Annotated in this window: 21 protein-coding genes; 3 read left to right on the top strand and 18 right to left on the bottom strand. The window is 65.3% G+C overall.

What is annotated here, in order from left to right; genetic code table 11:
- Positions 1-74: 74 nt before the first annotated feature.
- Complete coding sequence (locus tag IB257_RS01700) at positions 75-509, bottom strand: NfeD family protein (protein ID WP_054456736.1); 435 nt, start codon at positions 507-509, stop codon at positions 75-77.
- Between the two features lie 169 nt (positions 510-678).
- On the opposite strand from IB257_RS01700, the gene IB257_RS01695 reads away from it, so the two are divergent.
- Entirely contained in the window at positions 679-1,416 is a 738-nt protein-coding gene (locus IB257_RS01695; protein ID WP_054456735.1) for a glutamine amidotransferase, read from the top strand.
- Between the two features lie 101 nt (positions 1,417-1,517).
- Entirely contained in the window at positions 1,518-2,360 is an 843-nt protein-coding gene (locus IB257_RS01690; RefSeq protein WP_054456734.1) for a bifunctional transcriptional activator/DNA repair enzyme AdaA, read from the top strand.
- Between the two features lie 72 nt (positions 2,361-2,432).
- Here the strand turns inward: IB257_RS01690 and ppsA are convergent, their stop codons facing one another.
- Positions 2,433-4,799: a phosphoenolpyruvate synthase gene (gene ppsA / locus IB257_RS01685; RefSeq protein ID WP_054456733.1), complete on the bottom strand. Its 2,367-nt coding sequence runs from the start codon at positions 4,797-4,799 to the stop codon at positions 2,433-2,435.
- Positions 4,800-4,980: 181 nt separating this feature from the next.
- Between ppsA and IB257_RS01680 the strand changes: the two genes are divergently transcribed.
- Entirely contained in the window at positions 4,981-5,808 is an 828-nt protein-coding gene (locus tag IB257_RS01680) for a pyruvate, water dikinase regulatory protein (protein WP_042793329.1), read from the top strand.
- A 51-nt stretch (positions 5,809-5,859) separates the two neighbouring features.
- On the opposite strand, the gene IB257_RS01675 is transcribed toward IB257_RS01680, so the two are convergent.
- From IB257_RS01675 to pyrH, 16 genes are all read right to left on the bottom strand, one after another.
- Positions 5,860-6,339 carry a DUF2846 domain-containing protein gene (locus IB257_RS01675; protein WP_054456732.1) on the bottom strand — a complete coding sequence of 160 codons (480 nt, stop codon included), beginning with the start codon at positions 6,337-6,339 and terminating at the stop codon, positions 5,860-5,862.
- 97 nt (positions 6,340-6,436) lie between these two features.
- The gene (locus IB257_RS01670) at positions 6,437-6,907 is read right to left on the bottom strand and encodes a DUF2846 domain-containing protein (RefSeq protein ID WP_054456731.1); all 471 of its coding nucleotides are present in this window, start codon (positions 6,905-6,907) and stop codon (positions 6,437-6,439) included.
- Positions 6,908-7,041: 134 nt separating this feature from the next.
- On the bottom strand, positions 7,042-7,830 hold the full coding sequence (locus tag IB257_RS01665) for an RNA methyltransferase (RefSeq protein WP_192491769.1): 789 nt from the start codon (positions 7,828-7,830) through the stop codon (positions 7,042-7,044).
- Positions 7,827-8,435: a ribonuclease HII gene (gene rnhB, locus IB257_RS01660; RefSeq protein ID WP_370127902.1), complete on the bottom strand. Its 609-nt coding sequence runs from the start codon at positions 8,433-8,435 to the stop codon at positions 7,827-7,829. Before rnhB ends, IB257_RS01665 begins: the two co-directional genes overlap by 4 nt.
- Complete coding sequence (gene lpxB, locus IB257_RS01655; RefSeq protein WP_192491768.1) at positions 8,422-9,618, bottom strand: lipid-A-disaccharide synthase; 1,197 nt, start codon at positions 9,616-9,618, stop codon at positions 8,422-8,424. The genes rnhB and lpxB overlap by 14 nt, the downstream gene beginning before the upstream one ends.
- Entirely contained in the window at positions 9,615-10,409 is a 795-nt protein-coding gene (gene lpxA, locus IB257_RS01650; RefSeq protein WP_192491767.1) for an acyl-ACP--UDP-N-acetylglucosamine O-acyltransferase, read from the bottom strand. Before lpxA ends, lpxB begins: the two co-directional genes overlap by 4 nt.
- Entirely contained in the window at positions 10,410-10,865 is a 456-nt protein-coding gene (gene fabZ / locus IB257_RS01645) for a 3-hydroxyacyl-ACP dehydratase FabZ (protein WP_008167730.1), read from the bottom strand.
- Between the two features lie 70 nt (positions 10,866-10,935).
- Positions 10,936-12,033: a UDP-3-O-(3-hydroxymyristoyl)glucosamine N-acyltransferase gene (gene lpxD, locus IB257_RS01640; RefSeq protein ID WP_118933669.1), complete on the bottom strand. Its 1,098-nt coding sequence runs from the start codon at positions 12,031-12,033 to the stop codon at positions 10,936-10,938.
- A 17-nt stretch (positions 12,034-12,050) separates the two neighbouring features.
- Entirely contained in the window at positions 12,051-12,611 is a 561-nt protein-coding gene (locus tag IB257_RS01635; RefSeq protein ID WP_054456725.1) for an OmpH family outer membrane protein, read from the bottom strand.
- Between the two features lie 109 nt (positions 12,612-12,720).
- Positions 12,721-15,054 carry an outer membrane protein assembly factor BamA gene (bamA, locus tag IB257_RS01630; protein WP_192327481.1) on the bottom strand — a complete coding sequence of 778 codons (2,334 nt, stop codon included), beginning with the start codon at positions 15,052-15,054 and terminating at the stop codon, positions 12,721-12,723.
- 53 nt (positions 15,055-15,107) lie between these two features.
- Positions 15,108-16,439 (bottom strand): RIP metalloprotease RseP, encoded by a 1,332-nt coding sequence (gene rseP, locus IB257_RS01625; protein WP_054456723.1) that lies wholly within the window; start codon positions 16,437-16,439, stop codon positions 15,108-15,110.
- Positions 16,440-16,495: 56 nt separating this feature from the next.
- On the bottom strand, positions 16,496-17,695 hold the full coding sequence (locus IB257_RS01620; protein ID WP_054456722.1) for a 1-deoxy-D-xylulose-5-phosphate reductoisomerase: 1,200 nt from the start codon (positions 17,693-17,695) through the stop codon (positions 16,496-16,498).
- Positions 17,692-18,549 carry a phosphatidate cytidylyltransferase gene (locus tag IB257_RS01615; protein ID WP_125470839.1) on the bottom strand — a complete coding sequence of 286 codons (858 nt, stop codon included), beginning with the start codon at positions 18,547-18,549 and terminating at the stop codon, positions 17,692-17,694. Before IB257_RS01615 ends, IB257_RS01620 begins: the two co-directional genes overlap by 4 nt.
- A 53-nt stretch (positions 18,550-18,602) precedes the next feature.
- Positions 18,603-19,367: a polyprenyl diphosphate synthase gene (uppS, locus tag IB257_RS01610; protein WP_054456720.1), complete on the bottom strand. Its 765-nt coding sequence runs from the start codon at positions 19,365-19,367 to the stop codon at positions 18,603-18,605.
- Positions 19,368-19,546: 179 nt separating this feature from the next.
- Positions 19,547-20,107, bottom strand: coding sequence for a ribosome recycling factor (gene frr, locus IB257_RS01605; RefSeq protein ID WP_054456719.1), 561 nt, complete (start codon positions 20,105-20,107; stop codon positions 19,547-19,549).
- Positions 20,108-20,122: 15 nt separating this feature from the next.
- The gene (pyrH, locus tag IB257_RS01600; protein ID WP_013393440.1) at positions 20,123-20,839 is read right to left on the bottom strand and encodes a UMP kinase; all 717 of its coding nucleotides are present in this window, start codon (positions 20,837-20,839) and stop codon (positions 20,123-20,125) included.
- Positions 20,840-20,861 lie beyond the last annotated feature (22 nt).

Here is a 20,861-nt window from a genome sequence, read left to right as displayed (position 1 = left end):
AAATACATATGCGGGAAACGTCCGGACCTTGCGGACGCCCGCAGCCGGTCCCGCCCGCGGCGGGATGGCCTTCGTCAGACCGAACCCGGCACGCCCCTGGGGGCCAGCACCAGGATCGAGCCGCGCATTTCGATGATGGTTTGTTCTCCGGCCACGGGCGGCTGGCCCTGGGCCAGCTCTGCCTGCCAGTGCGCGCCGCGGTACCAGACGCGCGCGGTGCCCTGGTCGGACCAGGCTTCTACCGACACCGTCTGGCCGATGTCCAGGTTGACGTCGGCGTTGCGGGCGGAATCGACCTCGCGCTTTTTCAGCACGCGGGTCTTGCGCAGCACCAGCAAACCCAGCAGCAGCACGATGCCGCAGCCTACCAGTTGCCATTCCAGGCCTGCGCCGAACCATGCGGCCACGCCCCCCGCCGCCAGCCCCAGGGCCACCAGCAGCAGATAGAAAGTGCCGGTCGCCAATTCCCCGATCAGGGCCAGCGCAGCCAATCCCAGCCAAATCCACATAGTCTTCGTTCGCCCGAAAGGATGAGTCTCTGAGCGGAATTGTACGTATTTCCGGGACGGAACGGAAAAGCGCCTTTCATCACGGATCGGAGGGCTGGATTATGATGTGCGCTGGCGGTGGATCTCCCCCTGGAACCCGGCGCCCGCATCCTTTACGCACAAGCCCCCAATGACCGCTGCAATACCCACCGCTCTCCCCGTCCTGATCCTGCACACCGGCGATCCGGACGACACGCTCAAAAGCCAGTTCGGCGGCTATGCCGAACAACTCGCGCAGGCCGCCGGCCTGACCGCCGAGGCCATGGAAATCGTGCCCGTCCATGAAGGCAAGCGGCCGCAGGCTCCCGCCCGTTATCGCGCCGCGCTGATCACGGGTTCGCCCGCCATGGTGACCGACAAGGAACCCTGGAGCGAGGACACCGCCGCCTGGCTGCGCGAAGCCGCCGCAGCCGGCCTGCCCATGTTCGGCGTCTGCTACGGCCATCAGTTGCTGGCCTACGCGCTGGGCGGCAAGGTCGGCTACAACCCCGCCGGGCGCGAAGTCGGCACCCAGACCGTGGAACTGCTGCCGCCCGCGGCCGGCGACAAGCTGCTGGCCGGACTGCCGTCCACCTTCCCCGCCCAGATGCTGCATGCGCAGACCGTGCTGCAGCCGCCGCCTGGCGCCGCCGTGCTGGCGCGCTCGGACCTGGACGAACACCAGATGATCCGCATCGGCCGCAACGTGTTCTCGACCCAGTTCCATCCCGAATTCGGCCCTGACTTCATCCGCGCCCATCTGGAACGCTTCGGCCGCCGCTATGCGGCTGAAAATCTCGACGTCCCGGGGCTGTCCGCCAATGTCCGCGCCACGCCCGTCGCGGGCGGTCTCCTGCGGCGCTTTCTGGACGCCTACGCACCCGCGTAGCGCCCTGCGCGGCCACCGCGCAATATACGGAGTGCGGCGGCGGAAGGCTTTTGAGACGATGGGTCCAAGCGCGCGAATCCACGCGCAACAGGAGCTTTTTCATGAACCAAGCCGCCGCCCTGAGCAAACAGCACGCCGCCGCCATCGAGCGCGCCTGCCGCGCCCTGGAAGCCGAGCAGCCGCCGGATCTGTCCACCCTGGCCGAACAGGCCGGCATGAGCCGCTTCCATTTCCACCGCGTCTTCAAGGCGGCCACCGGCATCACCCCCAAGGCCTACGCCGACGCCCTGCGCGCCAGCCGCGCCCGCCAGCATCTGAAGCAGAGCGCGAGCGTCACGGACGCCATGTACGACGCCGGCTTCAATTCCAGCGGCCGCTTCTACGAAGCCGCTCCCGCCATCCTGGGCATGACGCCCACCGCCTTTCGCAAGAGTGGCGAGGGCGTGGATATCCGCTTCGCGGTGGCGCAATGCTCCCTGGGCGCGCTGCTGGTGGCGGCAAGCGATACCGGCATCTGTGAAATCGCGCTGCACGAAGACCCGGAACAATTGGTGCGCAACCTGCAGGACCGCTTCAAGGCCGCCCGCCTGATCGGCGCGGACGCGCAATTCGAAGGCTGGGTGGCGGCCGTGGTGGGCTTCGTCGAAGACCCCTCTCGCGGCCTGGACCTGCCCCTGGATGTGCGCGGCACGGCCTTCCAGCGCCAGGTATGGCAAGCCCTGCGCGAGATCCCCGTGGGTGAAACCGCCACCTATACCGACATCGCCGAACGCATCGGCTCCCCGCGCGCCGTGCGCGCCGTGGCCCGCGCCTGCGCCACCAACAACATCGCGCTGGCCATTCCCTGCCACCGGGTGGTGCGCACGGATGGCTCGCTGGCTGGCTACCGCTGGGGCATAGACCGCAAGCGCGAACTGATTGCGCGCGAAGCGCTGGCGGCGTAGCCCTTTCCCGCCTGCACGCATAAAAAAACCCCGCGCCCTTGCAGGCGCGGGGTTTTCACATCGGCAAACCGATCAGCTCTTGGCCAGGCGCTGCCAGGTATCGACAACGGTGTCCGGGTTGAGCGACATCGACAGGATGCCCTCTTCCTTCAGCCATTGCGCGAAGTCCGGGTGATCGCTGGGGCCTTGGCCGCAGATGCCCACGTACTTGTTGGCGGCCAGGCAAGCCTTGATCGCGCGGCGCAGCATGAACTTCACGGCCTCGTCGCGTTCGTCGAAGTCGGCGGCCAGCAGCTCCATGCCCGAATCGCGATCCAGGCCCAGCGTCAGCTGGGTCATGTCGTTCGAACCGATCGAGAAGCCGTCGAAGTACTGCAGGAATTCGTCGGCCAGGATGGCGTTGGACGGCACTTCGCACATCATGATGAGCTTCAGGCCGTTTTCGCCGCGCGCCAGGCCGTGCTTGGCCAGCAGGTCCACGACCTTGGCCGCCTGGCCCAGGGTGCGCACGAAGGGCACCATGATCTCGACGTTGGTCAGGCCCATTTCATCGCGCACCTTCTTGAGCGCTTCGCATTCCATGCGGAAGCACTCGGCGAAGTCCTCGGCGATGTAGCGCGACGCGCCGCGGAAGCCCAGCATGGGGTTTTCTTCCTCGGGCTCGTAGCGCGAACCGCCGACCAGCTTGCGGTACTCGTTGGACTTGAAGTCCGACATGCGCACGATGACGGGCTTGGGGTAGAAGGCGGCGGCGATGGTCGCCACGCCTTCGGCCATCTTCTCGACGAAGAAGGCGCGCGGGCTGGCATGGCCGCGAGCGGCCGATTCCACGGCCTTCTTCAGTTCGCCATCAACGTTCGGGTAGTCCAGCACCGCCTTGGGGTGGATGCCGATGTTGTTGTTGATGATGAATTCCAGGCGGGCCAGGCCCACGCCGCCGTTGGGGATCTGCGCGAAGTCGAAAGCCAGCTGCGGGTTGCCCACGTTCATCATGATCTTCAGATCGATGGGGGGCATGTCGCCGCGACGCACTTCTTCCACTTCGGTTTCGATCAGGCCGTCATAGATGCGGCCTTCGTCGCCCTCGGCGCAAGACACGGTCACGGCCTGGCCTTCCTTGAGCAGGTCGGTCGCGTTGCCGCAGCCCACGACTGCCGGAATGCCCAGCTCGCGCGCGATGATCGCCGCGTGGCAGGTGCGGCCGCCGCGGTTGGTGACGATGGCCGAGGCGCGCTTCATCACGGGCTCCCAGTTGGGATCCGTCATGTCGGTGACCAAAACGTCGCCGGGCTGGACCTTGTCCATGTCGGAGATGTCGCCGACCACGCGCACCGGACCCGCGCCGATCTTCTGGCCGATCGCGCGGCCGGTGATCAGGACCTGGCCGGTGGCCTTCAGGCGGTAGCGCTGCTGCACGTCGTTGGCGCCCTGCTGCGACTTCACCGTTTCCGGACGCGCCTGCAGGATGTAGATCTTGCCGTCGATGCCGTCGCGGCCCCACTCGATGTCCATCGGGCGGCCGTAGTGCTTTTCAATGATGACGGCGTAGCGAGCCAGCTCGTTGACCTCGTCGTCGGTCAGCGAATAGCGGTTGCGCTCGGACACCGGCACGTCGACCGTGCGCACGGCGCGGCCTTCGGGACGCTCGGGATCGAACTCCATCTTGATCAGCTTGGAGCCGATGCGACGGCCCACGATCGGGTAGTGGCCCTGGGCCAGCGTCGGCTTGAAGACGTAGAACTCGTCGGGGTTGACCGCGCCCTGCACCACCGTTTCGCCCAGGCCGTAGGACGAGGTGATGAAGACCACGTCCTGGAAACCCGATTCCGTGTCGATGGTGAACATGACGCCGGCGCTGCCCTTGTCGGAACGCACCATGCGCTGGATGCCGGCCGACAGCGCGACGTCGGCGTGGGCGTAGCCCTTGTGCACGCGATAGGAAATGGCGCGGTCGTTGTACAGCGACGCGAACACGTGGCGGATCTTGTCCAGCACGTCGTCGATGCCGACGACGTTCAGGAAGGTTTCCTGCTGGCCGGCGAACGAAGCGTCGGGCAGGTCTTCGGCGGTGGCGGAGGAGCGCACGGCGAACGAGCCCTTGCCATCAGCGTCGAGCTTGGCAAAGGCGGTACGGATCTGCGATTCGAACTCGGGCGAGAACGGCGCGTCGATGATCCATTGACGGATCTGCGAGCCGGCGTTGGCCAGTTCGCGCACGTCTTCGGGGTTCAGCGTGGTCAGGCGTTCGGCGATGCGCTTGTCCAGGCCGGAGGCCTTGAGGAAGTCGCGGAAAGCATCAGCGGTCGTGGCAAAGCCGCCCGGCACGCGGACACCCGCGCCAGACAGCTGGCTGATCATTTCACCTAGTGATGCGTTCTTGCCTCCTACCGAGTCCACGTCCGTCATGCGGAGCTGCTCGAACAAAACAACGTACGACATTGAAGTCACCTTTTACAATGGAATGAAAGCGAGTTTGGTCAATGCGTCGGAAAGCTGGATCACAGCCCCGATTTACGCGCTGACCAAACTGGCCTTGGACCGCCCTTGGGGTGACTTATAGGGGCCTGATTGTACTCGGTGGAGTGCGTCCGGCCATCTGCCTGGTTGGAATTTTTTACACATGACATCTACCCCGATCGTACGCACGGTATACATCGTTTCCGACAGTACCGGCATCACCGCAGAAACCTTCAGCCAGTCAGTGCTTTCGCAGTTTGAAGAGGTCAATTTCAAGCCTGTCCGCCTGCCCTTTGTCGACACGCTGGAAAAGGCCGCGGAAGTGGCCATGCGCATCGATCGCAGCGCCCAGGAGGCCGGTGTTCCCCCGATCGTGTTCAGCACCCTGGTCAATCCGGACATCCTGGCACGCGTTCGCCAGGCGAACGGCGTTTTCCTGGACCTGTTTGGCACTTTCGTCAGCCACATCGAGCAGGCGCTGGGCCTGAAGTCCAGCCATTCCATCGGCCGCTCGCACATGCAGGCCAATTCGGAAAAATACCGCAACCGCATCGACGCCATCAACTTCAGCCTGGCGCATGACGACGGCCAGTTCGTCAACCAGCTGGACCAGGCGGACGTGATCCTGGTCGGCGTATCGCGCTGCGGCAAGACGCCCACCAGCCTGTACCTGGCCATGCAATACGCCATCAAGGCCGCCAACTTCCCGCTGACGCCGGACGATTTCGAGCGCGGCACCCTGCCCTCGACCATCGCCCCGCACCGCGGCAAGCTGTTCGGCCTGTCGATCCAGCCCGAGCGCCTGGCCGAAGTCCGCAACGAGCGCCGCCCCAATAGCCGCTACGCGCAGCTGGAGCAATGCCGCTACGAAGTGGCCGAGGCCGAACGCATGATGCGCCGCGAGGGCATTTCCTGGCTGTCCAGCACCACCAAATCGATCGAGGAGATCGCCACCACGGTGCTGCAGGAAGTCGGCCTGGACCGGGGCTGAAAACGTCAAGGGCGCGCCCATGGCGCGCCCTTTCCTGCAACGTGCTCCGGATCAGGGACGCAGCTTGACGCGTTCGCGCGAGCCCGCGCCCCAGTACTTCAGCGGTCCCATTTCCTGTTGGGCGGTCGCCTCCGAGTCTTCCAGGCGCATGTCCTGGCGACCCATATTGGACGAATTGCCGCTCACGCCTTCGATGCTCAAGCGCACGTAACGGGTCTGGCCCGGGGCCAGCGTGAACGACAGTTGTTCGTCGTCGCGCAAGGTGTCGACCACGTACTGGCCGGCAGGCCGGTTCACGTAAAAGAAGCTGCCCGGCTTGGAACGGCCGACCTTGACGCCGTTCACGCGCAGGTATGGCTGGGCCGACACCACGCCAACCGGCGCCGGCGGCTGGTAGAAGTAGATCCGCCCCGTTTCCGGCACCATCATGGGGATGGTGCTGGCGACGTCCTTGTACCGGGGTCCGCCGCAACCTGCCAACAAGGCCGCGCCCAGCACGGCGGCAGCCACCATCTTGAACCTGCGCTTCATTCCGTCTTCTCCGATTTGCCGATCCCGCTGGCCACCCAACATGATGGGTCCAGGCGCGAAAGTATGTGAATGAATTTAAACACTACATATTGTAATTTTACTCATAGCGCAGCGGCTCGCGCTCGCGGCGTCCCGCACCCCAATAGCGCAGGTCAGACATCGCCTGCACGGCTACGTCAGCGGAGCCCTCCAATCTCAGGACCTGCCTGCCGCCCGCAATATCGACGCGCACGTATTGGGTCTGCCCGGCGGCCAGCGGAACCTTGAGCGCGTCCTTGCGCTCCTTGCGGTCAGTGGCGGTGATCACTTCCACCTCGCCGGGCGCGCGGTCCACGAAGAAGAAACGACCGGATTTGGAGCGCCCCACCTTGCGGCCGTCGACCAGGATCGCGGGCTGCGCGACCTTGTCGCCGTTGGACGTCACGGGCTGGTAGAAGTAAATCCGGCCTTCCGCAGCCTCCAGCGCCGGGATGCGGTCCGCCACATCGCCATACCGGGGACCGGCGCACGCAGAAAGCAACACCGCCGCGCCCAGCGCGGCAAGACTCGATTTGATCCAGCTTTTCATGTCCCGTCCTTGATCGGATCCCGGCCGCCAGACGCGGCTCAGGACCGCTCCGGCTCGGGCAAACGGGGCAGTATAAACAGGGGACGGTGCCCGCAATCCGCGGAAAAGCGGCGAAACGAAGGGCAGATCGGCGTTCAGTCCGGCTTGCCGCGCAAAGCCTGGCGCCGCTGCTCGAAAAGGCAGATCGCGGCTGCGGCGCCCACATTGAGCGATTCCACCGCCACCATGTCGTGCGGAATACGCACCTTGAGGCTGGCGGCGGCAATCAGCTCCGCTGCCACGCCCTGGCCTTCGTGGCCGAACACCCAGGCGCAACGTTCCGGCAACAAGCCTTCGTACAGATCGCGCGCGCCGTCCAGCGCGGTCGCCACCAGCGGCACCTTCAGCCGCGGCAGCAAGGCAGCCAGATCCACGTGTTCGTGGATGGCCAAGGCGAAATGGGCGCCCTGGCCGCTGCGCAGCACCTTGGGAGACCAGGCCGCGGCCGTGCCCGTGGCCAGGAAGACGCGCTTCACGCCCGCTGCGGCGCAGGTGCGCAGCAACGTGCCGACATTGCCGGGATCCTGGATGCGGTCGAACAGCACGCAGTTCTCGTCCACAGCGTCGGGCAAGTCCAGAACCGGCGGCGTCACCTGAAAGGCCACGCCCTGCCCGCTTTCCACGGCTGCCAGGGACTGCATCAAGCGCGCGCCCAGGGCCAGGCAGTCGCGGTCCGGCACAGCGGCCGCAAGCGCCGCTATGTCGGGCTGGGACAAGCGCTCCACATCGAAGATGGCCTGATCGGGCGCGCCGTGATGCTGCAACCAGGCCTGGCACAGGTGGACGCCATCCAGCAGCACCGGCGCGCCGCGCTTGCCCGCCGTGCCGGCCAGCTTGGCCAGCGCCTTGACCGCGGGATTGTCGCGAGAACTGATGTGCTTCATGAAGTCAGGCCGAAGGCCTTGATGGGGGCGAAGCTGCGCCGGTGTTCGGCGCAGGGGCCGTGCTCGCGCAGCATCTCCAGATGCAGCGGGGTGCCATAACCCTTGTGCTGATCGAAGGCATATTGGGGATAGAGGGCATGCAGGCGCAGCAGGTCTGCATCGCGCGCGGTCTTGGCAAGAATGGAAGCCGCGGAAATCGCGGGCACCAGGGCGTCGCCCTTGATGACGGTCTGCACGGTGCAGCCGAGCTTGGGAGCCTGGTTGCCATCCACCAGCGCCAGCTGCGGCAAGGTGGACAAGCCCTGCACCGCGCGCTGCATCGCCAGCATCGTGGCGCGCAGGATGTTCATGCTGTCGATCTCGGCCACGCTGGCGCTGGCGATGCACCAGGCCACGGCAAATTCCTGGATCTCGAGCGCCAGCGCCTCGCGCGTGGCAGCCTTGAGCACCTTGGAATCCGCCAGGCCCGCGATGGGCCGCGCCGGATCCAGAATGACCGCCGCCGCGTACACGGCGCCCGCCAGCGGGCCGCGGCCCGCCTCGTCCACGCCTGCCGTGATCATGACGGGCTGTTCAGGAGCCGCGAACAGGTCAGGCTGCTCCACCGGCCACCTCCAGGATCGCCTGCGCAGCCAGCGCGGGCGTGTCGCGCAGCAGCTCCTGATGCAGGGCGGTAAAGCGGGCTTCGATGCGCGCCCTGCCCGCGTCGTCGGTCAGGGACGTCCAGGTCGCCTCCGCGAGTTTCTCGGGCGTGGCGTCGTCCTGCAGCAGCTCCGGCACGGCAAAATCGCGCAGCAGTACGTTCGGCAACCCCACCCAGGGCAGGTAGGGACGCTGCTGGCCGGACTTCCAGGCCATGATGCGGCGCATCCAGGGCGACAGCACGTAGGAAATCACCATGGGCCGCTTGTACAGCGCCGTTTCCAGGGTGGCGGTGCCGCTGGCCACCAGCACTGCCGTGGCCGCTTCCATGACGGACCAGGCCACGGGCGCCTGGCGCTCTCCGCCCTCACCGTGCAGATCGTTCGCGGTGACGCAGCGCAGTCCAGGCACGGGGTATTGGGCCAGGATGGCCTGGAACTCCGCGCGCCGCTGGTCGTTGACCATGGGGACGACGCATTGCAGGGCCGGATCCTTCTTCTGCAGGATCTGCGCGGCTTGCAGGAAGCGCGGCGCCAGCAGACGGATCTCCGACGAGCGGCTACCCGGCAGGATCGCCAGCACGCGCGCATTCTGGTCGATGCCCAGGCGCTCGCGCGCCGCGGCGCGGTCGGGCTGCATGGGCACGGCGCCAGCCAGCGGATGGCCCACATAGGTGACCGGAATGCCTTCCTTGCGGTAGATCTCTTCCTCGAACGGGAACAGCACCAGCATGTGCGACACCGACTCGCGGATCTTATGGATCCGCTCATAGCGCCAGGCCCAGATCGACGGTCCGACGAAATGCACGGTGGGCGTGCCCGCCTGGCGCAACTGGTGTTCCAGCCGCAGATTGAAGTCCGGCGCATCGATACCGACGAACACGGCGGGCGGCTGCGCCAACCAGCGCCGCTTGACGTCGCGATAGGTGCCAAGCAGGCTGGGCAGGCGCTTGAGCGCGTCGACATAGCCGAACACGGTCAAGGCATGCATGGGGTACCAGGTATCGAAGCCGCGGGCCTGCATTTGCGGCCCGCCGATACCCTCGCAGCGCACGCCGGCGTCGCGCGCTTGCAGACCGGCAATGATGCGACCGGCCAGCAGGTCGCCCGAAGGCTCGCCGGCCACCATGCCGATCCGAGCGTTCATGGACGGATGATGCCGCGGCTAGCGACGTCCAGGAAGTCGAGCATGGTCTGCAGGTGCGGGGCGACCTCGGGCTCCGCCTGCTGGCGGGCGCGCAGTTCGGCCCGCGCCGCGTCCAGGGACAGGCCCCGGCGGTAGATGATCTTGTAGGCGTCGCGCAGCGCCGCAATGTCGGCGGCCGTAAAGCCGCGGCGCTTCAGACCTTCGACGTTGATGCCCACCGGACGGCACGGATTGCCCGCAGCCAGCACGAACGGCGGCGTGTCCTGCATCAGGGAGCTGTTGCCGCCCGTCATGCTGTGCGCGCCGATGCGCGAAAACTGGTGCACGCCGGTCAGGCCGCCCACGATGGCCCAATCGCCAACGTGGACGTGGCCGCCCAGCTGCACCGAATTGGCCAGGATGGTGTTGCTGCCGATGTGGCAATCGTGTGCAACGTGCACGTACGCCATGACCCAGTTGTCGTCGGCAATCGTCGTAACGCCGCCGTCCTGCACGGTGCCCGTGTTGAGCGTGACGAATTCCCGGAACGTATTGCGGTCGCCGATTTCCAGGCGGGTAGGCTCGCCCTGGTACTTCTTGTCCTGCGGCATGCCGCCAATCGAGCAGTACCGGTAGAAACGGTTGTCGCGCCCGATGGTCGTCACCCCGTCCACCATGCAGTACGGGCCGATCTCGGTGCCCGCGCCTATGGTCACGTTGGGACCGATGGTCGCGAACGGACCGACCACGACGGTCGGGTCGAGCTTTGCCGCCGGATCAACGACGGCGGTGGGGTGAATGTTTCCTGCCATTTACTCTTCCAGGCTGCGAATCGCGCACATCAGCTTGGCCGAAGCGACTTCCTGGCCATCCACCGTCGCGCGCGCTTGATACTTACAGATGCTGCGGCTCAGGCGTTCGGCTTCGACCTCGATGCGCAACTGGTCGCCCGGCACCACGGGGCGGCGGAAACGCGCGCCGTCGATGCCGACCAGGTAATACGCGGTCTTGGAACCTTCGCACTTCAGGCCGCCATTCTCGTCGGTGAACGAGAACAGGGCGGAGGCCTGAGCCATGGCTTCCACGATGAGCACGCCCGGCATCACCGGGTGGTGCGGGAAATGGCCGTTGAAAAACGGTTCATTGATCGAGACGTTCTTGATGGCCACGATGGACTTGCCAGGCACCATTTCGACGACGCGGTCAATCAGCAGCATCGGATAACGATGCGGCAGCCTCTCCATGATCCCCTTGATGTCGAGTTCCATTTTTCTATGCTTTCCTGCGAAGTAAAGTAATTGTGCGGCGCGGACGCGCCAGGGGCGGCGATGCGCCGCCCTAGTCTTTTTCCAGCGTCCGCACGCGCCGGCGCAATTGCGCCAACTGTTGTATCACGGCGGCGTTGCGCTGCCATTCGCCATGTTCCGCGTACGGGAAGACCCCGGTGTAGCGGCCAGGCTTCGAGATGCTGGACGTCACCGCGGTGCCGCCGGAGACATGCACATCGTCGCCCAGCGTGAGGTGTCCGGACAGCATGGCCGCTCCGCCTATGGTGCAGCGCTCGCCGATGGTGGTCGAGCCAGCCACGCCCACGCAGGCCGCAATCGCGGTATGCGCGCCGATCCGGCAGTTGTGGGCCACCATGATCTGGTTGTCCAGCTTGACGCCATCGGCCAGGACGGTGTCTTCCAGCGCGCCCCGGTCGACGGTGGTGTTGGCGCCGATTTCGACGTCGTCACCGACCGTCACGCCGCCGAGCTGGGGAATCTTGCCCCAGGCGCCCTTGCCCAGCGTGGGATCCGGCGCGAAACCGAAACCATCCGCGCCCAGCACAGCGCCGCTATGAATGATGGCGCGTGCGCCCACCTTGACGCCGTCGTACAGCGTGACGTGGGCGTACAGCCGGCTGCCAGGGCCGACGGACGAGCCTGCGCCAATGACGCAGCCAGGTCCGAGCACGGTATCGCGGCCGATGCGGGCGCCGGATTCGACGACGCAATTCGGGCCGATGCGCACGCCTTCTTCGATGATGGCGTCAGCGGCGACCACCGCGGAAGGATGCGTGGACGCGGGCAACTCGGGCCGTCTCGCGGCATCGAACCATTGCGCCACGCGGGCGTAAAGCAGATAGGGATGCTGACAGACGACCAGCGCGAACGGCGGCCGGGCGTTGCCCTCGGCCTCCAGAGCCTGCGCCACGTCCGGCGAGACGATGACGGCGCCAGCCTGCGTGGCGCCTAGCTGGCTCTGGTAGCGGGGGTTGGCCAGGAAAGCGATTTCCTGCCGACCCGCCGATGACAGGGTTCCGATGCCGCAGACCCGCATGGGGTCCGCGCCGGGAACCGCGCTGATGCGCCAGTCCATCCCCTGGGTGTTGGCGGCGCTCAACAGTGTTTCCAGCGTTGGCGCGCGGGCAAGATCCAGTAGAACCGGCATAACGTGACGGGTGCTGCTTACTTGCCCAGGCTCTGGATCACCTTGTCGGTGATGTCGATGCGCGGGTTGACGGTCACTGCGTCCTGGATGATCAGGTCGTAGTTTTCCTGCTCGGCGATGCGCTTGATGGCGTCGTTGGCCTTCGTCACGATGCCCGAGAATTCTTCGTTGCGGCGGCGGTTGAAGTCTTCCTGGAACTCGCGGCGCTTGCGCTGCAGGTCGGTATCCAGGTTGGACAGTTCACGCTGGCGCTTGACGCGATCGGACTCCGACAGGACAGGCGCGTCCTTGTCGAACTTCTCGGCTTGCGAACGCAGGCTGTTGTTCAGGCGCTGAAGCTCGTCGTCGCGCTTCTTGAATTCAGCTTCGATCTTGCTTTGCGCTGCCTTGGCCGGACCCGACTCGCGCAGGATCCGCTCGGTATTGACGAAACCGATCTTCGTGCCTTGGGCCTGCGCGGGAATCGCAGCAGCCGAACCGAGAATGAGCGCACCTACCAGGGCAATGGAGCCGCCCAGTTTGCCGCGGCGCGTGGTGCGCAGCGATTTCGAGGTTTTAAGTGCGGAATCAGACATCATGAAAATCTCACCTTCCAGTAAGGCAAAGCCAAAGTGTGTATTGTGCCACTAAACAGCAAGGGAGCCGGCCGTGCGCCCTTCTCCCTTGTTTTCAAGCGTAACGGCGCGCTTAGAAACCAGTCCCGATCTGGAACTGGAAGCTCTGCTTGTCGTCGCCCGACTTCGAATTGAGCGGACGGGCATAGGACAGCTGCAGCGGCCCCATCGGCGACTGCCACGACAGACCGATACCGGCCGAGAAGCGCCAGCCGCACGGATCCTCGACCTCGCTGCCAGGCTTGCCGCCGGTGCAGCTCTGGCCGCTGCCGGCCGAAACCTGGCCCGCGTCCGAGAAAATGAACCAGCGCAGGGTGCGGTCCTTCGACGCGCCCGGGAACGGCAGATAGAGCTGCGCGTTCGCGATGACGCGCCGCGTGCCGCCCAGGTAGTCGCCCGTCTTGGTATCGCGCGGGCCCAGCGACGAGCCCTCGTAGCCGCGTACCGTGCCAATACCGCCGGCATAGACGTTCTTGATGATCGGGTAATCCTTGCTGCCGTAGCCCTGCCCCCAGTCGACCATGCCGTTCAAGGCCAGGGTGTAGGAGCCGCCCAGCGGCACGAAATACTGCTGCTGGGCCGTCAGCATCGTGTACTGCAGATCGATGGTCGACAGGTCGGCCTTCAGGCGGGTGTACCCGCCCTTGGTCGGCGCCAGGCCGCTGTCGCGGGTGTCCTTGGTCCAGCCGGTGGTGAAGATCACCGAGTTGGTAGCGTCGCCATAGTCCTTGACGAACTTCTCGTAGGCCGCCGGCGAGTTGTTGAAAAGGTCGATCTGGTTACGTTCGACGTTCGCGCCCAGCATGATCCGGTCGTATTCCGAGATCGGCACGCCGAAGTTCATGCCCAGGCCCATGGCCTTGACGCGGTAGTCGCCGTCGTTGTTGTTCCAGGGCTCGGTCACGCGATAGTAGGCGGACGTGGTGCGGCTGATGCCGTCCTTGGTCCAGTACGGATCGGTATGCGACAGCACGATGGCGCGGTTGGTCTTGCTGGTGTTCAGTTGCAGGGTCAGGTTGGTACCGCTGCCAAAGACGTTGTCTTCGCTGATACCGGCAGACAGAATGGCCTTTTCGGACGAGCCATAACCCACGCCCAAGTTGATCATGCCGGTGGGCTTTTCCTTGACGTCGACGTTGACGTCGACCTGGTCGGGCGAACCCGGAACCGGATCGGTCTTGACGTTGACGTCGCTGAAATAGCCCAGGCGGTCGACACGGTCGCGCGAGGCCTTGATGTCCTTGGCGTCGTACCAGGCGGCTTCCTGCTGGCGCATTTCGCGGCGAACGACTTCGTCGCGCGTGCGGGTATTGCCGCCGATCTGGATGCGGCGCACGTACACGCGGCGGCTGGGATCGACGTAGAACGTCAGGTCGGCCTCATGCTTGGCGCGGTCCAGCTGCGGGTTCGGGTTGACGTTGGCAAACGCGTAGCCCAGTTCGCCCAGGTAGTCGGTGATGGCCTTGGCCGAACCGTTGGCCTTGGCGGCCGAGAACGTTTCGTCCGGCTTGATTTCCACCAGCGCGTTGATTTCCTTGTCCAGGCCCAGCAGATTGCCGGCCAGCTTCACGCTGCGCACCTTGTAGGGCTCGCCTTCGTGCACGGTAATCGTGATCCGGATGTCCTTGCGGTCGGGCGAAATCGTGACCTGGGGCGGCTCGACCGAGAATTCGAGGTAGCCCTGGTCCAGGTAGAAGGAGCGCAGGCGCTCCAGGTCGCCCTCGAGCTTTTCGCGCGAGTACTTGTCGGTATCGGTATACCAGGTCAACCAGCCAGGCGTGGTCAGCTTGAATTCGTCGAGCAGGTCGCTCTCCGAGAAAGCCTTGTTGCCCACGAAGCGGATTTCCTGGATCCGCGCGACCGAGCCTTCGAACACGTCGAAGCTCACGCCCACGCGGTTGCGCGGCAGCGGGGTCACGGTGGAGGTCACTTCGATGCCGTACTTGCCCTTGGACAGGTACTGCTGCTTCAGTTCGTATTCGGCGCGCTCGAGCATGGAGCGGTCGAAGATGCGGCCTTCGGCGAAGCCCACTTGGGCCAGCGACGTGGTGATGGCCTTGGAGTCGAACTCGCGCATGCCGTTGAAGTTCACCGACGCGATCGTGGGGCGTTCCTGCACGACCACCACGACGACGTTGTTGTCCGTCTGGATCTGTACGTCGGTGAAGAAGCCGGTGCCGTACAAGCGGCGGATGGCTTCAGTGGCTTCTTCTTCGGTGAACTTTTCGCCCACTTTGACGGGGAGATAGCCGAAGACGGTGCCGGCGTCAGTTCGTTGAATACCCTCTACGCGGATATCCCGCACGACAAAAGGGTCGAAGGCGTGGGCGATGGCCGGAACCAGCAGTGCGGCGATCAAACCCGGCAGTACACCCTTTTTGTGATGAAACATCCGGCGAAAAGACATCCTTGAGTATCCTCGGTCGTGCAAATGGCGGGGGATTTTATGCTAAATCGCGTTCAAGTGAACAAACGCGTGAAATCATTGAACAGCGCAAGCCCCATCAGGCTTGCCAATAAACCTATGCCGGCGCGCTGTCCGATATCGATCCACCTTGCTGGCGGCGGGCTACCCCGCACAATTTCGACGAGATAGTACAGCAGATGGCCACCGTCCAGCATGGGAATAGGCAGCAAATTTAGTACGCCCAGGCTGATGCTGATCAAGGCGATATAAGCGATATACGCAACAATTCCGATTCTGGCGGTCTGGCCGGCGTAGTCCGCGATGGTCACGGGGCCGCTGACATTGCGCCAGGAAACGTCGCCCGTGATCATGCGCCCCATCATGCGCAGCGAGAACCAGGCGGTATCCCAGGTGCGCACGGCGCCCTTCCACAGGCTTTCGAATACGCCATAGCGCACGGTCACCATGGGAACGTCGCCACCCAGCTGGACGCCCAGGCGGCCGATCACCTGGCCGTTGACGGTCTCGGCGCGGGGCGTGGCGTTCAGGGAGATATTGGCGCCGTCGCGCGCCAGCGTCAGTGCCAGGGTCTTGCCGGCGCTTTCTTGAATCTGCCGCACCAGCGCGCCGGTATCCGGGGTGGGAACGCCGTTCACGGCCAGGATGAGGTCGCCCGTCCGCAGCCCGGCCGCCTGCCCTTCGCCGCCATCATTGACGACACGCACTGCGGGCTTGGGCTGAGCCAGGCGCACGCCGGCCGCGGCCAGCGGGTCGCCGCCGGCCGGATCCATGGTGTTGGACGGCAGGACCAGTTCACGCTGCTGGACGGCGCCCGCAGGGGTCTTGACCTCGATCCTGGCGCTGCCGCCAGTAGCCATGACGTCCATCAGGCGCCAGCGCGCGTCGGACCAGGAAGCGACCTCTTCGCCGTCGATGGCCAGGATGCGGTCGCCAGAGAGCAGGCCGGCGCGCGCGGCAGGCGTGTCCGCCGCGGGCTGGGCGATGACAGCCACGGGCTCCTCGGTGCCGGCCATGTTCAGGCCGGCATAGAGGAAGACCGCGAGTATCAGGTTGAAAATGGGGCCGGCGGCAACGATGGCGATACGCTGGCCGACGGGCTTGCTATTGAAGGCCCCTGCCACTTCCGCCGGGCTCGCGCCGGCGGGGGGATCGTCCTGCATCTTGACGTAGCCGCCCAGCGGCAGCGCCGAGACCGCCCATTCCGTGCCGTGGCGGTCGGTGCGCCGCAGGATGACCTTGCCGAACCCCACCGAGAAGCGCAGCACTTTCACGCCACACAGGCGGGCCACCCAATAGTGCCCCAGTTCATGGAAGATGATCAGGGTGCCAAGCGCAACCGCAAAGGCCAGCAGGGTGAAAAGCATCGGAATCGAAGAAATCTAGGAAATCAGAGGCCGGCGGACGGGCGACCGAGCCCGCATCAGGCCAGGCCCAGGTTGCCAGCGAAGACGCGCGCGTCAGAATCCAGCGCGAGCACGTCGTCAAGACTGTTGAGCGTAACAGATGCTTGCCGTGCCTGCCACTCCAGGGAAGCCTCGATTACCCGCGGAATCCAGGTATAGGGCAGCCGGCCGCTCAGGAAGGCCTCCACGGCGATCTCGTTGGCGGCATTCAATGCCACGCAGGCCCCCTGCCCGGCTCGCAGCGCCGCAAACGACAAGGCCAGGCACGGAAAACGCGCCAGATCGGGCTTCTCGAAGTCCAGACGCCCCAGCCGCGTCAGATCCAGCGGGCCGACGCCGCTGTCCAGGCGTTCGGGAAAGCCCAGGCCATAGGCAATGGGCGTGCGCATGTCGGGCTGGCCGAGCTGCGCCAGCACGGAGCCGTCGTCGTACTCGACCATGGAGTGCACCACGCTCTGGGGGTGCACCACCACCTCGATGCGATCAGCAGGCATGGCGAACAGCCAATGCGCCTCGATCACCTCGAGCCCCTTGTTGAGCATGGTGGCGGAATCGACCGAAATCTTGCGGCCCATGCTCCAGTTCGGGTGGGCGCAAGCCTGGGCCGGCGTCACGTCGTGCAGGTCTTCCAGGTCGCGCCCGCGGAACGGACCGCCGGAAGCGGTCAACAGCAGCCGGCGCACGCCGGGTGCGGGGCTATCCGGCGCGACGGCTCGTCCGCCGTGAGGCAGACATTGGAAAATGGCGTTATGTTCGCTGTCGATAGGCAGCAGTTCGGCGCCGTTGTCACGTATGGCCTGCATGAAAAGCGAGCCGGCCGCAACCAGCGCCTCCTTGTTGGCCAGCAAGACGCGCTTGCCGCTGCGGGCAGCCGCCAGGGCGGCGGGCAGGCCCGCGGCCCCCACGATGGCCGCCATGACGGAGTCGCATTGGGGATCGGCGGCGGTATCGGCCAGCGCCTGGGCGCCGACGCGGATTTCCGGCATGGACTGGCCGCCAGCCCATGCAGCAATGAATTTCTCGCGCGCCGCAGAGTCGGGCACCACCACGACCGCGGCGCGGCTGGCCTGTGCCTGCTCCGCCAGGCGCGTCATCTGGCTGTACGCCGATAGCGCATAAACCGCCAGGCGCTCGGGGTGGCGGGCGATCACATCCAGCGTGCTTTCACCGATCGAACCGGTCGATCCCAGCACGACGACGCGTTGAAAAGCCGTCAAAACAACACTCCAGACAAAAGTAGCGCAAACGGCGCGACCGGGAGAATCGCGTCGATGCGGTCATAGACCCCGCCGTGGCCAGGCAGCAGCGTGCTGGAATCCTTGCGTCCGGCGCGCCGCTTGAGCAGCGATTCGAACAGGTCGCCCACGATCGACAGCACGCCAAGCACGGCGGCAATGGGCAGCGCCAGCCAGAAGGTCCAGCGTTCGACCAGCGCGTGGCCGTACGTGCCTTCCCACAGGCTGGAAAGACCGATCCAGACCACCGCCCCCAGGACGCCAGCGACCGCGCCTGCGATCGTTTTGCCCGGGCTGACCCGCGGGGCCAGTTTACGCTTGCCGAAGGCTCTGCCGGCAAAATAAGCGGCAATATCGGCGACCCAGACCAGCGCCAGCAGCGACACTACGAAACCGGCGCCATGCGCCACGAACATCTGCGCCAGCACGGCCCAGGCGGCAAACGCCGCGGGCACGGAGAAAATCGACCAGCCCACACTGGCGGGAGGCGCATCGGAACGCCCGCGCACCACCGCCGTCAGGCCGCCGAACAGCCAGACCGCGGCCACCGCCGGCACTACGTAGCGCAGCACCCAGACGGGATCTGTGATTCCGGCATTCTGTCCCGCGAGCCATGCGGAGGCCAACGCCAGCATGCCCGCGAACAGCAGGACGGCAACGCCGACGGCAATGAGAGGGGAAGGCGGTTGCGGCAAGGTCAGGCGGAGCCACTCCCAATTGGCGCAGGCGGCCGCCAGAGCCAGAAGCGCAACGAACCACCACGGGTTCGCGCTGATCATCGCGGCAGCCAGAACGGCCAACAGAACGACTGCGGTAACGATACGCTGGCCCAACATATGACGGTCTCCTCGTGTACAGCCCTGGAAAGACGCGCTAGTCGCCGTCCGTTTTATTTCGCGCCGTTTTCGCTGAGTTGCGCGCTGGTACGGCCGAAACGGCGTTCGCGCGTGCGGTACCAGTCAAAGGCGGCCGCGAGCTCGGCGGCGCCGAAATCCGGCCAGTAGCGGTCCGTGAAGTAGAACTCCGCGTAAGCCATCTGCCAGATCAGGAAATTGGAAATGCGCTGTTCGCCGCCGGTGCGGATGAACAGGTCGGGTTCTGGCGCCCAGGCCATGGACAGATGGCGCGCCAGGCGCTCCTCGTCCACCAACTGGGGCTGAGTGGCCAATGCGGGCTCGGCGGCCAGCATGGCGCGGGTGGCCTGAAGGATGTCCCAGCGTCCGCCATAGTTGGCGGCAACCGTCAGGTGCAGGCGGTCGTTGTGGGCCGTGCGCTCCTGCGCCGCGAAGATCAGCTCTTGCAAACGGGGCTCGAAGGCCGACAGGTCGCCGATGACGTGCAGACGCACGCCCTGCTCTTCCAGCTTGCCGATCTCGCGCTCCAGCGCCTGCACGAACAGGCGCATGAGCAGCGACACTTCCTCGGCCGGGCGGCGCCAGTTCTCGGAACTGAAGGCGAACAGCGTCAGATAGCGCACGCCGGCGCGCCCGCACGCCTCGACCACGCGCCGCACCGCCTGCACGCCCTTGGCATGGCCCGCAGTGCGCGGAAGCAGCCGCCTCGTCGCCCACCGGCCATTGCCATCCATGATGATGGCGACGTGCTCGGGAATGTCGCGGGTAGCGGGAACCGCCTGGGTCGAACTGGTTGCCATTGGTCTGGGGTTGCGCGCGGTGAAACGGCGAAAACGGAACTACGTGAAGAAAAGCCTGCGCCGTCGTTCCACCGCTAAGCAGCAATGCTGCGAACCAATGGACAGGACGGCGCTCAGGCAGGATATCCTGGTTGCCAGGGGGATACGCACTAGCCTATCACCCTGGCGGCATCCAGGAATTATACGGTCATGATTTCCGCTTCTTTCTGCGTAACCATCTTGTCGATTTCGGCCACGCTGCGATCGGTCAGTTTCTGGACGTCGTCCTGCGAACGGCGTTCGTCGTCCTCGGAGATTTCCTTGTCCTTGACCAGCTTCTTCAGCGCTTCGTTGGCTTCCCGGCGCAGGTTGCGCACGGCCACCTTGGCGTCCTCGCCTTCGCTGCGGACAACCTTGGTCAGGTCGCGGCGGCGCTCTTCGGTCAGCGCGGGCATCGGCACGCGGATGGTGTCGCCCATCGACATGGGGTTCAGGCCCAGGTCCGATTCGCGGATCGCCTTTTCGATCGCGGAGGCCATGCTCTTCTCGTAGGGCTGCACGCTGATGGTGCGGGCGTCCACGAGGTTCACGTTGCCAACCTGGCTGATCGGCACGGGCGAGCCGTAGTACTCGACCTGCACGTGGTCCAGGATGCCGGTATGGGCGCGGCCCGTGCGGATCTTGGCCAGGTTGGTCTTGAGCGTGTCAAGCGACTTGGCCATCCTGGCTTCGGCGGATTTGCGGATTTCTGCGACGCTCATGGAATTTCCTTTTCTTTAGACGTGTACCAAGGTGCCTTCGTCTTCGCCGCTGACGACCCGCTTGAGGGCGCCGGACTTATTGATCGAAAACACTTTGATCGGCAGCTTCTGGTCACGGCACAGCGCAAAGGCGGTGGCGTCCATGACTTCCAGCCGGCGGACGATCGCTTCGTCGAAGCTGATGCGCGAGTAACGCGTGGCGGTGGGATCCTTGTTGGGATCCGCGCTGTAGATGCCGTCGACCTTGGTGGCCTTCAGCACGATCTCCGCCCCGATCTCGGCGCCGCGCAACGCAGCGGCCGTGTCCGTGGTGAAGAAGGGGTTGCCGGTACCTGCCGCGAAGATGACGACCTTGCCCTCTTCGAGGTAGCGCAGCGCCTTCGGACGGATGTACGGCTCGACGACCTGATCGATGTTCAAGGCCGATTGCACGCGGGTGTCGACACCCTTGTGCTTGAGCGCGTCTTGCAGCGCAAGCGCGTTCATGATGGTGGCCATCATGCCCATGTAGTCGGCGGTTGCGCGGTCCATGCCCTGCGCGCCCGGGGCGACGCCACGGAAAATATTGCCCCCGCCGATGACGATGGCCAGCTCGACGCCCGTGGCGGCGACTTCAGCGACCTCATCGGTCATGCGGACGATGGTGGAGCGGTTGATGCCAAATGCATCGTCGCCCATCAGCGCCTCGCCGGAAAGTTTGAGAAGAACCCGTTTGTATGCTCTGCTGCTCATAGGTGATATCCCGAAGAACAAT

The organism is Achromobacter sp. ACM03 (genome assembly GCF_014851665.1).
Taxonomy (GTDB): Bacteria; Pseudomonadota; Gammaproteobacteria; order Burkholderiales; family Burkholderiaceae_B; genus Achromobacter; species Achromobacter aegrifaciens.
The sequence above is the reverse complement of the archived record's forward strand: the minus strand, read 5'-3'. Positions and strand labels throughout refer to the sequence as shown.

Excerpts from the sequence above, each read along its gene's own strand:
- IB257_RS01700 (WP_054456736.1), bottom strand. The coding sequence starts at position 509 with ATGTGGATTTGGCTGGGATTGGCTGCGCTGGCCCTGATCGGGGAATTG.
- IB257_RS01695 (WP_054456735.1), top strand. The coding sequence starts at position 679 with ATGACCGCTGCAATACCCACCGCTCTCCCCGTCCTGATCCTGCACACC.
- IB257_RS01690 (WP_054456734.1), top strand. The coding sequence starts at position 1,518 with ATGAACCAAGCCGCCGCCCTGAGCAAACAGCACGCCGCCGCCATCGAG.
- ppsA (WP_054456733.1), bottom strand. The coding sequence starts at position 4,799 with ATGTCGTACGTTGTTTTGTTCGAGCAGCTCCGCATGACGGACGTGGAC.
- IB257_RS01680 (WP_042793329.1), top strand. The coding sequence starts at position 4,981 with ATGACATCTACCCCGATCGTACGCACGGTATACATCGTTTCCGACAGT.
- IB257_RS01675 (WP_054456732.1), bottom strand. The coding sequence starts at position 6,339 with ATGAAGCGCAGGTTCAAGATGGTGGCTGCCGCCGTGCTGGGCGCGGCC.
- IB257_RS01670 (WP_054456731.1), bottom strand. The coding sequence starts at position 6,907 with ATGAAAAGCTGGATCAAATCGAGTCTTGCCGCGCTGGGCGCGGCGGTG.
- IB257_RS01665 (WP_192491769.1), bottom strand. The coding sequence starts at position 7,830 with ATGAAGCACATCAGTTCTCGCGACAATCCCGCGGTCAAGGCGCTGGCC.
- lpxB (WP_192491768.1), bottom strand. The coding sequence starts at position 9,618 with ATGAACGCTCGGATCGGCATGGTGGCCGGCGAGCCTTCGGGCGACCTG.
- lpxA (WP_192491767.1), bottom strand. The coding sequence starts at position 10,409 with ATGGCAGGAAACATTCACCCCACCGCCGTCGTTGATCCGGCGGCAAAG.
- fabZ (WP_008167730.1), bottom strand. The coding sequence starts at position 10,865 with ATGGAACTCGACATCAAGGGGATCATGGAGAGGCTGCCGCATCGTTAT.
- lpxD (WP_118933669.1), bottom strand. The coding sequence starts at position 12,033 with ATGCCGGTTCTACTGGATCTTGCCCGCGCGCCAACGCTGGAAACACTG.
- IB257_RS01635 (WP_054456725.1), bottom strand. The coding sequence starts at position 12,611 with ATGATGTCTGATTCCGCACTTAAAACCTCGAAATCGCTGCGCACCACG.
- bamA (WP_192327481.1), bottom strand. The coding sequence starts at position 15,054 with ATGTCTTTTCGCCGGATGTTTCATCACAAAAAGGGTGTACTGCCGGGT.
- rseP (WP_054456723.1), bottom strand. The coding sequence starts at position 16,439 with ATGCTTTTCACCCTGCTGGCCTTTGCGGTTGCGCTTGGCACCCTGATC.
- IB257_RS01615 (WP_125470839.1), bottom strand. The coding sequence starts at position 18,549 with ATGTTGGGCCAGCGTATCGTTACCGCAGTCGTTCTGTTGGCCGTTCTG.
- uppS (WP_054456720.1), bottom strand. The coding sequence starts at position 19,367 with ATGGCAACCAGTTCGACCCAGGCGGTTCCCGCTACCCGCGACATTCCC.
- frr (WP_054456719.1), bottom strand. The coding sequence starts at position 20,107 with ATGAGCGTCGCAGAAATCCGCAAATCCGCCGAAGCCAGGATGGCCAAG.
- pyrH (WP_013393440.1), bottom strand. The coding sequence starts at position 20,839 with ATGAGCAGCAGAGCATACAAACGGGTTCTTCTCAAACTTTCCGGCGAG.